Annotated in this window: 14 protein-coding genes and 1 riboswitch; of the genes, 12 read left to right on the forward strand and 2 right to left on the reverse strand. The window is 35.9% G+C overall.

What is annotated here, in order from left to right; translation table 11 throughout:
* The first annotated feature begins 100 nt into the window (after positions 1 to 100).
* The 3 genes from K0R93_RS11580 (at position 101) to K0R93_RS11590 (ending at position 4,160) form a co-directional block, all read left to right on the forward strand.
* Entirely contained in the window at positions 101 to 1,717 is a 1,617-nt protein-coding gene (locus K0R93_RS11580) for a sensor histidine kinase (RefSeq protein ID WP_300301399.1), read from the forward strand.
* Between the two features lie 146 nt (positions 1,718 to 1,863).
* Complete coding sequence (locus K0R93_RS11585; RefSeq protein WP_300301400.1) at positions 1,864 to 2,010, forward strand: hypothetical protein; 147 nt, start codon at positions 1,864 to 1,866, stop codon at positions 2,008 to 2,010.
* A gap of 305 nt (positions 2,011 to 2,315) precedes the next feature.
* The gene (locus K0R93_RS11590; RefSeq protein WP_300301402.1) at positions 2,316 to 4,160 is read left to right on the forward strand and encodes a peptidoglycan-binding domain-containing protein; all 1,845 of its coding nucleotides are present in this window, start codon (positions 2,316 to 2,318) and stop codon (positions 4,158 to 4,160) included.
* A gap of 42 nt (positions 4,161 to 4,202) precedes the next feature.
* On the opposite strand, the gene ric is transcribed toward K0R93_RS11590, so the two are convergent.
* Positions 4,203 to 4,907, reverse strand: coding sequence for an iron-sulfur cluster repair di-iron protein (gene ric / locus K0R93_RS11595; RefSeq protein ID WP_300301404.1), 705 nt, complete (start codon positions 4,905 to 4,907; stop codon positions 4,203 to 4,205).
* 206 nt (positions 4,908 to 5,113) lie between these two features.
* On the opposite strand from ric, the gene K0R93_RS11600 reads away from it, so the two are divergent.
* The gene (locus tag K0R93_RS11600; protein WP_300301406.1) at positions 5,114 to 5,317 is read left to right on the forward strand and encodes a DUF1657 domain-containing protein; all 204 of its coding nucleotides are present in this window, start codon (positions 5,114 to 5,116) and stop codon (positions 5,315 to 5,317) included.
* A gap of 121 nt (positions 5,318 to 5,438) precedes the next feature.
* Here the strand turns inward: K0R93_RS11600 and K0R93_RS11605 are convergent, their stop codons facing one another.
* On the reverse strand, positions 5,439 to 6,032 hold the full coding sequence (locus tag K0R93_RS11605; protein WP_300301408.1) for a class I SAM-dependent methyltransferase: 594 nt from the start codon (positions 6,030 to 6,032) through the stop codon (positions 5,439 to 5,441).
* 297 nt (positions 6,033 to 6,329) lie between these two features.
* Here K0R93_RS11605 and K0R93_RS11610 point away from each other — a divergent pair, with 297 nt between their 5' ends.
* The 8 genes from K0R93_RS11610 to K0R93_RS11645 all read left to right on the forward strand — a co-directional run bounded on the left by K0R93_RS11610 (position 6,330) and on the right by K0R93_RS11645 (position 15,569).
* Complete coding sequence (locus K0R93_RS11610; RefSeq protein WP_300301410.1) at positions 6,330 to 7,058, forward strand: GntR family transcriptional regulator; 729 nt, start codon at positions 6,330 to 6,332, stop codon at positions 7,056 to 7,058.
* 100 nt (positions 7,059 to 7,158) lie between these two features.
* The gene (ablA, locus tag K0R93_RS11615) at positions 7,159 to 8,412 is read left to right on the forward strand and encodes a lysine 2,3-aminomutase (RefSeq protein WP_300301412.1); all 1,254 of its coding nucleotides are present in this window, start codon (positions 7,159 to 7,161) and stop codon (positions 8,410 to 8,412) included.
* A 4-nt stretch (positions 8,413 to 8,416) separates the two neighbouring features.
* Positions 8,417 to 8,550: riboswitch (cyclic di-AMP (ydaO/yuaA leader) on the forward strand.
* Between the two features lie 63 nt (positions 8,551 to 8,613).
* On the forward strand, positions 8,614 to 9,246 hold the full coding sequence (locus K0R93_RS11620; protein WP_300301415.1) for a GNAT family N-acetyltransferase: 633 nt from the start codon (positions 8,614 to 8,616) through the stop codon (positions 9,244 to 9,246).
* 196 nt (positions 9,247 to 9,442) lie between these two features.
* Positions 9,443 to 10,096 carry a potassium channel family protein gene (locus K0R93_RS11625; RefSeq protein WP_300301417.1) on the forward strand — a complete coding sequence of 218 codons (654 nt, stop codon included), beginning with the start codon at positions 9,443 to 9,445 and terminating at the stop codon, positions 10,094 to 10,096.
* 239 nt (positions 10,097 to 10,335) lie between these two features.
* Positions 10,336 to 11,301, forward strand: a complete 966-nt coding sequence (locus tag K0R93_RS11630; protein ID WP_300301419.1) for a methyl-accepting chemotaxis protein — start codon at positions 10,336 to 10,338, stop codon at positions 11,299 to 11,301.
* 204 nt (positions 11,302 to 11,505) lie between these two features.
* Positions 11,506 to 11,844, forward strand: a complete 339-nt coding sequence (locus K0R93_RS11635; RefSeq protein WP_330685147.1) for a cupin domain-containing protein — start codon at positions 11,506 to 11,508, stop codon at positions 11,842 to 11,844.
* A gap of 176 nt (positions 11,845 to 12,020) precedes the next feature.
* Positions 12,021 to 13,565, forward strand: a complete 1,545-nt coding sequence (locus K0R93_RS11640) for a PAS domain-containing protein (protein WP_300301421.1) — start codon at positions 12,021 to 12,023, stop codon at positions 13,563 to 13,565.
* A 384-nt stretch (positions 13,566 to 13,949) separates the two neighbouring features.
* A complete protein-coding gene (locus K0R93_RS11645; RefSeq protein WP_300301424.1) occupies positions 13,950 to 15,569 on the forward strand; it encodes a methyl-accepting chemotaxis protein in 1,620 nt (539 codons plus the stop codon).
* The last annotated feature ends 110 nt before the right edge of the window (positions 15,570 to 15,679 follow it).

Genomic DNA, 15,679 nt, shown 5'->3' on the forward strand with positions numbered 1-15,679 from the left:
ATAAAAGAAAATAAAAAATAATTTTTAAAGATTCTGACTAATCGATGGTGTCCATAGGAGTCCATGCTGATTGGTTTGACCTGGGGGGAATAACATCATTATGGATCAGGAGCGAATAGGGGATGTTCAGGAACAGTACAGGTATATATTTAATAATATCACGGATGGGTTTTGGGAATGGGATATCGCATCAAATAAAACGTATCACTCATTGCCTTGGCGGAGAAGAATAGGCTTCGATGACATGGACTATACCTTTGAGGATTGGACATCTTTACTACATCCTGATGATAGGGATCGTGTTCTAAACTTCCTACAATCTTATCTAATAAAGGAGATACCAAAATATGAAATTGAATTTCGGGTTAAAATAAAAGGCGATCAATATATATGGATACAGAGCAGGGGCCAAGCCACCTGGGATCAAAACGGAGTACCTTTGTCCATGGTAGGGGTACATACCATCATTGAAGAGTATAAGTGCCTTGAAAGTGATTTAAGAGAAAGCCAGGAGTATTATGTCAGTATGTTCGAAAATAATTTAGCGGTCATGCTTTTGGTTGATCCAGCGACTGGAGAGATTGTGGATGCCAACGAATCCGCTTGCAAATATTATGGCTACAATAAAGATACATTAACGAATATCAGAATTTACCATCTTAATACGGCATGTCAGGATTACATTGATGAAGCGATGGAAAAAGTGATATCAAATAGAAATGAGTTCTTCCAATTTGAGCATATATTAGCCAATGGAGAGAGAAGACATGTGGAAGTCTACAGCAGTCCGATCAAAGTTAAGGAGAGATTGCTTATATTTTCTATCGTCCATGATGTCACTGAAAGAAAAATGATAGAATTTCAGTTAAATAACACCCTAAAAGAAAATCAAGAACTATTGGTCAAGGTACTAGAATATGACCGGCTGAAAACAGAGTTTTTTTCAAATATTTCCCATGAATTAAAGACACCATTAAACATCATTCTGAGTGCCACCCAGTTAATAAATACTCAATTTTGCCAGCATAAGTACTGTGTACATAGAGAAAAACTGCATAAGTATGTAAATATGTCTAGACAAAATAGCTATCGGTTATTAAGACTGATCAACAACTTGATTGATATTACGAAACTTGATACTGGATTCATGAAAATGAACCTCAGGAACCATAATATTGTGGGAATTGTTGAAGATATTGTGCTATCGGTGGCAAGCTACATTGAAAGCAAGGGGATAGAGCTAATATTTGACACTGATATTGAAGAAAAGATAATGGCTTGTGATGCAGAGAAAATAGAGAGGGTCATTTTAAACATACTCTCCAATGCCATCAAATTTACCGGATCAGATGGAAACATATTTGTAGACGTATATGATCAAGGAGAAATAATTCTCATATCTGTAAAAGATACGGGTATAGGTATCCCTGAAGATAAAAAGGATGTTATATTTGATCGGTTTAGACAAGTGGACGCAACCTTGACTAGAAAAAGAGAAGGCAGTGGGATAGGATTGTCTCTAGTAAAATCAATCGTTGAATTACACGAAGGGACAATTACAGTGGAAAGTATACTTGGTGAAGGGAGTCAATTTTTAATTAAATTGCCAGTAAAGACCATAGAAAATGAAGAAGATTTTTCCAATAGCGAAGCAGCTGCCGCGAGGGAAACAAATATTGAGACCATCCATTTAGAGTTTTCAGATATTTATCTATAAAGAATTGAGATAATTTGTGATTTTCTTATATTTATTATTGAAAAGATAATTGAAGAAATCCTAAAACACGAAATAGATTTTGATATGAAACCGTAGTCTAAGTATACATTGGTTGTATAATCACATACTAATGGTGAGGTGATTATATGAAGGTTAGTAAAAAAAGTCCTAGAAATGCTAGTAGAGCAGAATTTAGCAAAGAGTTTTTATCTGAATTTGGACTCGTTCCCAATAAGCATGAGATGATGGTGGATAGACGTAAAGAAGACAATATGGAAAATGAAAAGCAATAACATCAATAATTAAGGAGAATCTAATCTGGATTCTCCTTTTCCATGCTGAATTTGAAGATTTATTGAATAAGGAAAAATGAGGAATTTGTAGAAATTTGACAAAATATCTGTCTAATGACTTGTGTTGTAGATTACTTTATTGATATAATGTATCCGATAGTATTTACTACGAAATAGGAAAATATTTTATTTAATGCAGTTTGATAATTAACAATCAATATTGATGTTTGTCAGACTGGAAAGAAGATATTTATATTTCGTGGAAATGCAAAAACAGAGCATATACATATAAGGAGGGTATTTATTTGAAAAGAAGCCTAAAACCAGTAACATGTGCATTAGTAGCGGCATTATCATTGTCAGTGGTACCAGGTGTAAAGTTAGGTCCTCTAGGTGTTGACGTTGTTTCAGCGGCTACAGGAGCAGCTACACCAGCGGCACCAGCACCTAAGGCACCAGCAGCGCCGAAAGTAACAGCACCGAAAGTAACAGCGCCGAAAGCAACAGCACCTAAGACTACTGCGGCACCAAAAGCAGCAGTTACTACAGTGGCAACAGCAGTAGCTCGTTTACTTGCGGTAGGATCCAATGGTAGCGATGTTGCACTACTTCAAACGAAGCTTAACGAGAACGGATTTAAGCTTAGCGTTGATGGAGTATTTGGAGAGCGTACATTAGAAGCGGTAAAGAGCTATCAAGGTAAAAACGGCTTAAAGGCTGATGGTATTGTTGGTCCTAAGACTTTAGCAAAATTAAATCCAGCAGCACCAGTTGTAACTCCTGAGCCTACACCAGTAGATGTTGTAACAACAGCTTCTTTAGTAAACAATATTGAAGCTTTCGAAAAGGGAATCAGCGAAGAAGGTAAGTGGATTATTTCAACCCTTAATGATTTAACTAGTGATAAGACACTTGTTTTAGAAGGTGAATTCAAAAACGGTAAGAAGAACGCTGATGGAACAGATGCTATTCAACGTAAAATAGCACTTTATACACAAGATAAAGATAAAAATGTAACAGCTAGATTTACGCTTACAGCACCAAAATTAGTAATCAAGAGCCCAAATGCTAGAATCCAGAGTGGAACTTTCAAGGGTGACCTTTATGTGAGAGTACCAAACTTCCAGTTAGTAGATGCTACTGTTGATGGTAATGTATACTTCACAACACAAGAAGCGCAAGATACATTCAAAATGGATGCTAAAAGCTCTGTAACAGGAAAGCAGTTATTAACTGCAATCGATACAACAACATCAGCTTCTTTGGTAGACAATGTAGAAGCCTTTGAAAAGGGTATCAGCAAAGATGGCAAGTGGATTATTTCTGTACTTAATGATTTAACGACAAATAAGACACTTGTTTTAGATGGCGAGTTCAAGAATGGTAAGAAAGATGCTGCTGGTAATGAACTTATTCAGCGTAAAATCTCTCTTTACAACCAGATTACATTAGATGGCAAGAAAGTATCAGTAGAGAGCTATACTTTAACTGCACCTAAATTGGTAATCAAGAGCCCAGAAGCTAGAATTCAAGGCGGAACTTTCAAGGGTGACGTTTATGTGAGAGTACCTAACTTCCAATTAGTAAACGCTAAGGTGGATGGTAATGTATACTTCACAACAAAAGAAGCTCAAGATACATTCAAAGTTGATGCTGGAAGTTCTGTAACAGGAAAGCAACTATTAACAGAAATCGATACGACAACATCTGCTTCTTTAGTAGACAATGTAGAAGCTTTTGAAAAGGGCATCAGCAAAGATGGTAAGTGGATCATTTCTGTGCTTAATGATTTAGCAACTGATAAAGATCTTGTTCTAGATGGCGAGTTCAAAAATGGTAAGAAAGATGCTGCTGGTAATGAACTTATTCAGCGTAAAATCTCTCTTTACAACCAAATTTCTTTAGAAGGTAAGAAGGTTTCAGTAGAGAGCTATACGTTGACAGCACCTACTTTAACAATTAACAGTCCTGAAGCTAGAATTCAAGGCGGAACTTTCAAGGGTGATGTGTATGTAACAGTACCAAACTTCCAATTAGTAAACGCTAAGGTGGATGGTAATGTATACTTCACAACAAAAGAAGCCCAAGAGACGTTCAAAGTTGATGCCAACAGTTCTGTAACTGGAAAGCAAGAATTAAAGATAAACTAATAATACAAAGAAAAAACCAGGAATCCTGGTTTTTTCTTTGTATTAAGCTTTTATTTTAGGGAAAAGAATATTGTTTTCCAAGTGGATATGCTGGAATAAGTCTGACTCAAACTCTTCAAGTCTTTTGTATGTTAAGACAAAACTGGCACAGCTGTTGCCTGGAGCATTGAAGTCGTTGGTAACTGTTCTTAGGGATTTAATCAAATCACCAGCACCATCATGTTCATTTTCAGTTTCCTCCATAACGGAGATTATTTCAGCAAGTAATTGATCACTAGGATTTTGCTCATATTCTTTTATTTTAGGAAATAGTATTTCTTCTTCCTTAATTAAGTGCTGCTCCATTTCCATTCGAAGGCTGCCAAACAGCTTGTGAACTTGACTCAGGGTCTGACCATGCTCTACACTATGAACCCGTAGAATTTTGGTGATTAAATCACTTATTCTAGGTAGTTCGGTTTTGACAAAGACGTGATGGGTATTCAAGATATGATCAATAAGCTCAGTCATAGATCGTTTTCTGAAGTCTACATCTTCAAGCTCCATGGACCTCAGTGTTTCATACTGTTCTTCTAAACGCTCTAAAATTTCTTTTTGATTCAGCTTTTGCTCTACTATAGCCTGAGACAATGGTCGATCCCCACCACAGCAAAAGTCAATATTATATATCTTAAATACCTCGGCAGCTTTCGGAAATCTTGCTACGATATCACCGATTTTTTCACTTGCTTTAAAGTTTTTTATCATCATAAACCCTCCAATTCATTTATTATTTAATTTAATTGTATATGGAATAGAGATTTTCGTCTTTGATTAGAATCACATTCCGATAGTTTTCGTAAAATAAAAAATGGTTAGATTACAATAAAATGAATATATAATGAACAAATAATTAAATTCCACCTGCAAATACTATTTTAGGGCAGTAAAATAAGTTTATAGGAGGAAATAGCATGCCTACTGGAAGTAAATTAGAAAAAGCCTTAGCAAGTGCAAAAAGCTTAGCAGCGGATTTGCAGACATTTTCCCTTGATACAGATGACCAACAGGCGAGCCAAATGTTTAAACATCTTTCTACAACCATGGATAGTGTAACCCAGACAATTCAAAGCAGACTTGATTTTGTAAAAAGTGAAGAACCTCAATATAATCAATAATTGAGATACTTTGTCAAGCTATTTATTAAATAAGATACACTATTTGGAACTTCAAATAAGCTAAAGGCTGTATGATTATCATACGGCCTTTGGCTTATTTGATTGATGCACTATGGCTAGATCATTGATGCTGTGATGCTACGAAGAAGATTTCATTATAGACAAAGTTTTTACAGAATATATTCACGTTATCAATATGATAATTGTTTCGAGAGAATAATTCCATGTACTCCTCTTGATTCCGTATATAATTACCTTTATCGAAGGTTTTCATGTACCAGTTTCTATACTTGGAGTCCTTTAAGAAGCAAGGCTCTATCACGATAATCTTACCATTTGTTCTTAATACTCTGTGAAATTCATGAAAATATTTATGTAATTGAGATGATGGGATATGATGAAGCACAGCCATAATAAGAATGTAATCTAAGCTTTGAGTTTCTAAGTCTATGGTGGAACCATTGAAATTTAGAAACTGATAATTCCTATTCATACATCGAGCATATCGTATTCTTCGGTAATCATAATCGACACCAACATAATGCTTTGGATCAAACTTAAAACAAATAGATCCAACCCCACATCCAAAATCTAAGATATCTTTATTTCTAAAATCTATATCCTGAAGCAGTGTGTCAAAAGTTTTATTAACAAATGGCCTAGTAGCCCAATTAGGCCTTACGAGCCAATGATATAGTCGTGGTGATAGTTCCATAGAACACAGCCTTTCAGAAAAATGTTTACAGAGAAGCTAAATGTAAAATTAAAGAGTAGCACATATTTAATTATTTGTCTTAGTACAGTGAAATATTTTATTTAATTTTTGGAATATAATGTAATACATCCAATGCTTTTCAAATAAGTCTAGATAGTAATGATTTGACAAAAAAGAGAATATATATAATAATACTTGTATAGACAAGTGAACAAGGTAAATAACTTAATAGGATGTAAAACTCATTAGACACAAAAACTATACGTAATTATATACATGTTAGAAGGAGAGATTACGATGGATAGCTTGAATAAAAGCAGTTATCTTCCATACTATCTACAAATTAAGGATATTTTAAAAGAAAGAATTATGAACAAAATATATTTGCCGAATATGCTAATTCCGTCTGAAAATGAGCTTTGTGATGAATTTGGTGTTACGCGGGCTACCATTCGCAATGCATTGAACGAACTGAAAAAGGAAGGTTTGATTTATACGGCAAAAGGGAAGGGATCTATCGTAAGTCAGCCTAAGATCGAGCAAAGCTTGCTTAAGTTTTACAGCTTTGGACGGGAATTTACGGAACATCATGAGAAAACATCATCAATCATCTTAAGCAAAGAATTGATACAGGTTTTACCCAGTATTGCAAGAAAGCTAAATATTGAAACCAATGCTATGATCTATGAGATTGTAAGGATTAGAATATTTGATAGAATGCCGCTAATATTAGAAACCTCGTACATTCCAGAGGAAGTTGCACCAGGTTTTTTAGAGAATAATTTAGAGGAAAATTCTATATATGATCTTTTAGAGGGAAAATATGGCCGAAAGATTGTAAAGGCAAAAGAGTATATTGAACCCCAGGTATCTAATGATTATGAATCGAAGTATCTAGACATCGTGTATCATTCACCTGTTTTTTATACGGAGAGAATTACTTTGACCCATGGAGAGAGACCCATAGAGCTTAGAAAAAGCATCCTTCGGGGAGATAAGTTTAAGTTTTATACAGAATTGTATTAAGAAGATTTCCAGCCTTCTATGCCAATGAAGTAATGTTGGAGTACTTCTATGGGGCACAGAGCGCTTGAAATATATACAACGTTGAAAAGGGGGAATACCGGTGAGACACTATAACGAAGTAGAGCTTTGGAAAGACATCACCGATGAGCAATGGAATGACTGGCATTGGCAGGTACAAAACAGAATCGACAAAGTAGAGGATCTTAAGAAGGTAGTAAACCTTACAAAGGAAGAAGAAGAGGGAATTACAAAGTCATTGGAAATCTTAAGAATGGGAATCACCCCATACTATGCATTGCTCATGGATAAAGATGATCCAAACTGTCCAGTGAGAAAGCAGGCAATACCTACTATATACGAAACCTGCAAAAGTGATGCTGATATGGAAGATCCACTCCATGAGGATGAAGACTCTCCTGTACCTGGATTAACCCATAGGTATCCAGATAGGGTACTGCTGCTCATTACGGATATGTGTTCCATGTACTGTCGGCACTGTACAAGAAGGAGGTTCGCAGGACAGAAGGATGATCTGATGCCAATGGATCGTATTGACATGGCCATCGAGTATATCCGAAATACACCAGTAATACGAGATGTATTGTTATCTGGGGGAGATTGTTTGTTGGTAAATGATGACCGTCTTGAGTACATCATCAGCAAACTCAGAGAAATTCCCCATGTGGAAGTGGTAAGACTGGGTTCTAGGACGCCAGTGGTTCTGCCCCAGAGAATCACGCTAGAACTGGTAAGCATGATGAAAAAATATCATCCAATCTGGTTAAACACACACTTTAACCATTCCAAGGAAATGACACTAGAAGCAAAGAAGGCTTTAACACTGTTGGCAGATGCAGGAATTCCACTAGGAAACCAAACCGTACTGTTAAGGGGTGTAAACGATTGTGTCCATATCATGAGGGACTTGGTACACAATCTAGTGAAAATGAGGGTAAGACCATATTATATTTATCAGTGTGACCTATCTGTAGGTATCGAACACTTTAGAACACCAGTTTCCAAAGGAATTGAAATTATCGAAGGCTTAAGAGGACATACTTCAGGTTATGCAGTGCCTACTTTTACAGTGGATGCACCTGGTGGCGGCGGAAAGATTCCAGTAATGCCGCAGTACATGATTTCCCAATCACCAGACAAGGTGATCCTGAGAAACTTTGAAGGTGTAATTACAACCTACACACAGCCACAACCCTATAAAGATGAATGCCAATGTCCAGTATGCAAAGGTGAGAGGGAATATAAGATGACAGGAGTAGCTGGATTGTTACAAGGTATCCAAACTGCATTGGAACCAACAGATTTAGAACGACATAAAAGGAAAGTAATTAAATAGAATAGAAAGTATCGCGCTGAATTCCTAAAACTTGGAAACGGGGGAACCATTTGTGGGGTGAATCTCATTCATGAGTAGGGTTAGTCTTCTTTCGACCCGAATCCGTCAGCTAACTTCGTAAGCGTAGAAAGAGGAGAATGTGATGACATGATCCATATGTCCATTTTCCTAAACAATGATGTATAAAGGAGATGAATAGTTATGGATGTTATTGATAATAGTCAGATCGACTATGTGGCATCGAATAAAATCGTTACACTTAATGCAATGAAGGTGAGACCTGCAACGGAGAAGGACCTAAATTCGATTTATGAGGTCGCCTGCTCTGTGGGGTATGAAGAAAAAGACGCCAATCAAGGGTTTCTCATGGATAACTATACGGAGAAACCCAAATATTATCGAAATTTCTTTAAAAAACAGATAACAAGCCTAGAACATTTTTATGTAGCAGAAGATGAAGGTGAAATCGTGGGATTTACCATGGCGTATACAAAGAAGGACTGGCTTAGGGAAAATCCAAACTGGATATGTGATATTTCATGGAACCCTGAGTTTGATATAGATCGAATTGATGATTTTATTTTGGTTGACAAAATTGCTGTCATGGCTGAAAATACAAGTCAAGGAATAGGAAGCATCATGCATAATCATATGCTTGAATGCCTGAAAAACAAAGGGATTAGGCATATCTTTCAAGAGGTGATCGTTAGCCCTACACCAAATTTTGCTTCCCTTGCTTTTAAACATAAACAAGATTTCACTTTAGCTGGTGTGCGATATGAGGAATATAATAAAGAAGTATATACAGACTTGATCTACTATAAATCTATATAAAGTTATAAATAAACATAGGCGGCTTTGTAAAGGCCGCCTATGTTTATTTATACTGTCAAGATTTGACCTAAGGATAAGATGTAGTTATAATTTAAATATAATTAATCCTTTCGAAAGAAAGTGAGTAATTATTAGCGTGTATTTTTAATATCACGCTATAATATTTTGGAAAGCAAGTATATGTAGGGGGCAAAATATGAAACAATATGCAGTCATTGGATGTGGCAGATTCGGTGCCAGTGTGGCTAGGACACTTTATGGAACGGGTCACGACGTGTTAGCCATAGATCAGGATGAGGATGTGATACAAGATTTAGCAGACTCTGTTACCCATGCAGTACAAATGGATGCCACTGATGAATCTTCATTAAGATCTCTTGGGGTAAGAAATTTTGATGTGGCAGTCATCGCCATAGGGTCAGATATACAATCCTCCATTTTGATTACGTTATTGGCAAAAGAATTAGGTGTTAAGTATGTAGTGGCAAAAGCTCAGAATGAGCTTCATGCCAAGATTCTCTATAAAACTGGTGCGGATCGAGTCGTACTGCCTGAAAGAGAAATGGGTGTGAGAGTGGCACATAATCTGGTTTCCTCAAATATTTTAGATTATATTGAGTTGGCACCAGATTATAGTATTGCTGAAATAACACCTTTAAAGGAATGGATTGGAAAGAATTTAAAAGATATAGATATAAGAGTAAAATATGGTGTAACGATCATGGCAATAAAACGAAAGGCTGAGATCAATATCTCCCCAAGCGCACAAGATGTTATATGTCATGAGGATGTCATCGTCGTTGTAGGCCACAACAATGATATACAAAAAATAGAGAGAAAAAGCCAATAGTTTAATAGGATGTGGGTAGCTAAAAACCTAGAGTTTATGATAAACTCCAGGTTTTTAATATGAACTGGAAAAAGTTTGTGGGTAAAGCCGCAAACTTTTTTTGTGTATCTTTTTAGTCATTTGATTTTAATCACATATTTTACCTTTTTCATAGACTATAATGAATCTAAAGAAACATCAAGGAGCGGTGTAAAAATCAACAAAAGACGCAAATCTCTGGTGAGAAAGGCAGGCATACGATGTTAAGTTTATTCAAAAAGAATACTTCGAATACTGTAGAACAGGCATTAAAGGTTAAAGATAATTTACAAGATAAATCAAGGCAAGAAGAGTATGTTAGCTTTTTAAGAAATGTGCATATGCAGATAGAAACTGTCATTCATCAACATCATCTTGTAAATGACGAACATGGTGTTTTGGCGAATTTAGCGCAGCAAGTAGAGGATGAAATCACAAGAGTATCAGATTTGAGCAATAAAACAAATAAGTCAATGGATGAATTGAGTTTAAAAAGTAAAGAATTATTAAGAACCACAGAGGATACAATCCATAAATCTTCAGATGGAAAAGAATCAATAGAAAATATCTCTAATATCATTCTATCGTTAGAAGCAGAGACCCAGGAAACCTATGAAAGCATCGAAGGTTTGAGTACAGAAATAGCTGAGATCGGGGAAATTGTTGGGGTCATAGCTGGTATAGCCAAGCAAACAAATCTTTTGGCTTTAAATGCAGCGATTGAATCTGCCCGTGCAGGAGAACAAGGTAAAGGGTTTGCCGTAGTGGCAGAAGAGGTTAGAAAATTAGCAGAAATAACTGCTGCAAGCACAAAGAATATCAGTGGTTTGATTACGAATATTCAAACGGAGACACAGAATGTTTTGAAAAAGGCCGAGCAAAGCACAAAATCCATTATGGAAGGAAGACTCATTTCAAAAAAGGCTATGGAAAGAATTGATCAGGCCCTAGGTGCTATTGAATATATAGGAACGGAAGTGACGGATGTAATTGATATAATCCTTAAGCAGAAGATATATGTTCAAGATGTGCTAAATAATATCAATAGTATAGAAAAATTATTACAAAAAACAAATACCCAGCTCATACATCATGTTGAAGAGGCAAGCATTGTAGATCAGAAGCTAGAGGATAGTATAAAAAGCATTGATACATTTGTAAATACCGATCCAAACCAAATCATGTAAAGAAGCTATTTCAAGTTTATATGATGAGAAAAGCAAAGACGTGTATACTACAAAGGGAATACCTGACAGTGAATTGGGTAAAAATTATAGGTAGGTTGAAGTGAAAAACAGCTTATAGGGATCTAACACAGCAGTAAACAATAAAAATGAATAAGTTTGTATAGGCTATTGTTAATATATAAAAAATATTTGAGGAGGATTATTATGGAACAGATGATCAAAAACATTGAATTTTCAAAAGCAATGGAAATGGAAACGCTAGTAAATTATCAGGAAGGACAGGTGATTAGTAGAACCTTAGCGCAAGGAAAGAACCTAAGTATGACCCTATTTGCTTTCGATAAGGGGGAAGAAATCAGTTCGCACTCTTCAAGTGGGGATGCTTTAGTACACATACTTGATGGTGAGGCACAAATTACAATTGGGGAGGAAGTATCCCATGTGAAGAAGGGTGATGTCATTGTCATGCCGGCGGGAATCCCCCATGCGCTCCTTGCAAAAGAGCAATTTAAAATGTTTTTAGTCGTTGTTTTTAAGCCATAAAATATAATCGCAAAAATACAAAAAACAACCAGGAATCTTGATTTCGGGTTGTTTTTTGAAATAAAGATAGGTATAGATTGAAAGTCGTAAAGAAGCCACCCTGTAAAGGTATTGACTATATGAAAGGTCGACTCAAACACTCGATTGATAAATGAACAAGAAAGGATGAAAGGGAGATGAAAAAGGAATTAGAAAAAATTCAAATGGGAGAGTATCTAGATTTTGACGAGAAGAAGATTGAAAAGATTATGACCATAAAGCTAAATTATTTGAATGGTGAGATTTCCCTTGAAGAAGCAAAAAGAGAGATGAAGGAATCCTTTAACCAAGTTACGGCCCAAGAGTTTGCCATATGCGAACAATACCTTCAAAAGTATGGAATTTCTGATGATGTGCTGGCAGAGAGAATGGATGAGATATTGGAAATATTCGAAGGACTTCTTGTATCCAATAAATTAATTCTGGCATTGGGACATCCTATCAGAACCTACCTGGATGAAGTAGATGCCCTCCGAAAAGTCCTAAATCAAATGAGGGAGATGCTCAAGAAAAATTTTATCAAGAATCAATGGGCAGAGGCTTATGATCGACTGACGGAGATTGATATCCATTTTGCTAGAAAACAAAATCAACTGTACCCAGCGTTAGAAAGTAAAGGCTTCGATAAGCCCTCAAAAGTAATGTGGACTTTGGAGAATAATATAAAAGATATGATCAAGAAAGCTAAGAAGTATTTGGAGAGTGATCAGGATGAGGAATTCCTGAAGCTTCAAGATGAAGTGATAGAAATGGTAGAGGATATGATGGTTAAGGAAGAGGAGATTCTTTATCCCACTTCAATGGATCTGCTTTCTGATGAGGATTTTGTCAAAATGCGAAAAGGAGACGACGAAATTGGCTATTGCCTCATTGAATCTCCACCGCCATATGGACGAGAAGCTGAGAAAGATGTGGGTGCCCATTCGAATAATGAATTACTAAAGGATTTGGCTGATGTATTCAGGAAACATGGCATGCTCAACATGACATCCAATCGTGAGGTACTTGATGTCAGTCAAGGAAAATTGAGCCTTGAACAAATCAATCTCATCTTCAAGCATCTCCAGGTGGATTTATCTTATGTAGATGAGAATGATATCGTGAAATTTTATAGTGACACCAAGCATAGAGTATTTCCACGAAGTCCAGGCGTTATAGGAAGAGAGGTTCAAAACTGTCATCCAAGAGAGAGCGTAGGTACCGTTGAAGAGATTATAAGAGCTTTCAGAGCAGGAGAGCATGATGAAGCGGAGTTTTGGCTTGAGATAGGTGGAAAATTTATCTATATCATTTACAATGCAGTTCGAGATGAAAAAGGGAATTTCAGAGGTGTATTGGAAATGATGCAGGATGTTACACGTATTAGAAGTCTAACTGGGAATCAGAGACTCTTGTCTTGGAATGACAAAAAAGAAAACATAAAAGACATAGAAGAACATCCTGGTCAAGAAAATAGATATGGTATTACAAAACAGACGGTCATAGGCGATGTAATAAAAGAATATCCCTTCGTAAAAGAGTTTTTGTTTCAAATATCACCCAAATTCAGCAAGTTGAACAATCCTATAGTATTCAAAACCATGGCATCTATAGCGACCATGGAAATGATCAGCGAAAGAGGTGGATTTGAAGTTCAAGACCTAATCGATAAAATTGTAGTAGAGATTGATAAGAGGAAGTAAGTTGGCTTCATAGGGTGTCAAATATTTTTTGAATGATGGAAGCTCCAATGAATCTGTATGACCTATATAGATTTATTGGAGCGTTTTCAATGTCAAATATTTATAACAATCCATACTTAAGAGACTATACTTGCTTTAGTAGGAGTTTTTATTAGATTGAGGAGAAGAATGAATATTACTTAATTAAAATATATACCAGCTCTTTATGAAAAGTTTTGGAAGGATGTTTTTAGGAAATGTCGAATAAGTATTTATAAATTTGTAGAAAAATGAAAAAACAGGGGAAGAAAGATATGAACAAAATATTTTAAATGGATTTACGATTCACTTTGCAGAAGTTTTAGCAATTGATTATTGAAAGTATCCAAACAAGGGGGAGAAGGTATGCTGTCAAAATTATTTTCTATGTTGATGAAATATTCAATTTATTGGGTGCCCGTGATTTTGATTCCAATTATTGATGGTTTGAAAGTGATGAATGTGAACCTTGGTTATTCTGCTTTTCTCGTATACATACTTTTACTGTTTGCATTTGATCTATATAAGCGTTCAAGAAGCCATAAGAAAACGGAGGATATCATAAACGCAATAGAAGAAATGGCAAAAGGAAATTTATGTATAGATATACCTATGGGTGCCAACACCAAAAAAAATCTAGATAGAATAGAAGATCTATTGATTCAACTAACAAAAATCTATTACCAAAGCAATTACAATATTGATACAATTCATGAAAAACAGAAACAGATGTTTGCTAAATATAAGGAAATAGCTGTATTTTTCATTACCGATGCATCAGGACAACAAATATATAACTCCTTAGGCACAAAGCTGGTGTATAATGGGGATCGAGAATATTTTAAGAATGCCAAAAAGACAGGTAAGCCTCAAACTTCTGACATCGTGATTTCAAAAACAACGGATAAATTGGCCATTGTTTTAGCGGTGCCCTATTATAAGCAAGAAGAATTTATGGGTGTCTTTACAACTACCATCGATATGCAAGCTGTCAGCACTGATGAAGAAAAGCTAGGAAATGCTTTGTTGGGTACAGTCGGGAGTCTAAAGGAGTTAATTCGTTCCTCACAATACTTGGCAGAGCAAGTGGCTAAGTCTGCAGTCATGTTAACAACAATTTCGCAGCAATCAGCTGATGCTTCGGAAAGCGTTGCTATTTCATCTGCAGAAGTGGCAAAGACCGCTGATGACCAGTTATCTGAGATTGTGAGTATCACAGAAGAAATACAATTAGTGTCAGCTATGATACAAGGTGTTTTATCAAACACAGAAACCATAAATCATTCAAGCCAACAAGCCAATAAAAGTGCGTTGGTTGGTGAAGAAAAAGTAAAGGATGCCATGGAAAGTATGGCTGATCTAGAAAAAAGCAGTGAAAAAATGAACATAGCATTAGGCGAAATCAATAAGAGCTCTGCAAAAATGGATGAAATTCTTAAAACAATACAATCGATTGCAGAACAAACCAATCTATTGGCACTAAATGCATCCATAGAGGCAGCCAGAGCAGGTGAAGCGGGAAAAGGCTTTGCAGTTGTAGCTGATGAAATCAGAAAGCTTGCCGAAAACTCCAAAGAATCCACGATGCAGATTAAGGATTTAATTCAAGAAATTCAATATAAACTTGCAGAGACAAATCGTGTAGTAAATGAGGATAATGTGATTGTGCAAGCGGGTACAGAAACGGTAAAGGATACAGGCAAGGCTTTAAATGAGATCATAAATTTTGTAAATACGATGAATAACCAGATAGCCTTTATAACAGTATCTATTAATGAGGTGGCAGAAGTTAGCAATAATATTGATTTGTCTACAAATGTTATCCAGAAAAAGAGTAAAGATGTATCAGAAGAGATTCAGCTTGTATCGGCAGCAACGGAAGAACAGACTGCTGCAATGCAGGAAATATCTGCTTCATGCCAAGAATTAGAAGGATTAGCCAAGGACTTACAAGCAATGTCAAATCGATTCAAAGTAAAAGCATAAAGACAGGTTAGCGCATCATTCATTAGAAAAAACAGAGAAAGCTATATCATTGGATGGATTTTATAAATTCTCTATAATATCACAAAGACAATCCTTTCTGGATTGTCTTT

Source organism: Anaerosolibacter sp. (assembly GCF_029240175.1).
Classification (GTDB): Bacteria; Bacillota; Clostridia; order Peptostreptococcales; family Thermotaleaceae; genus Anaerosolibacter.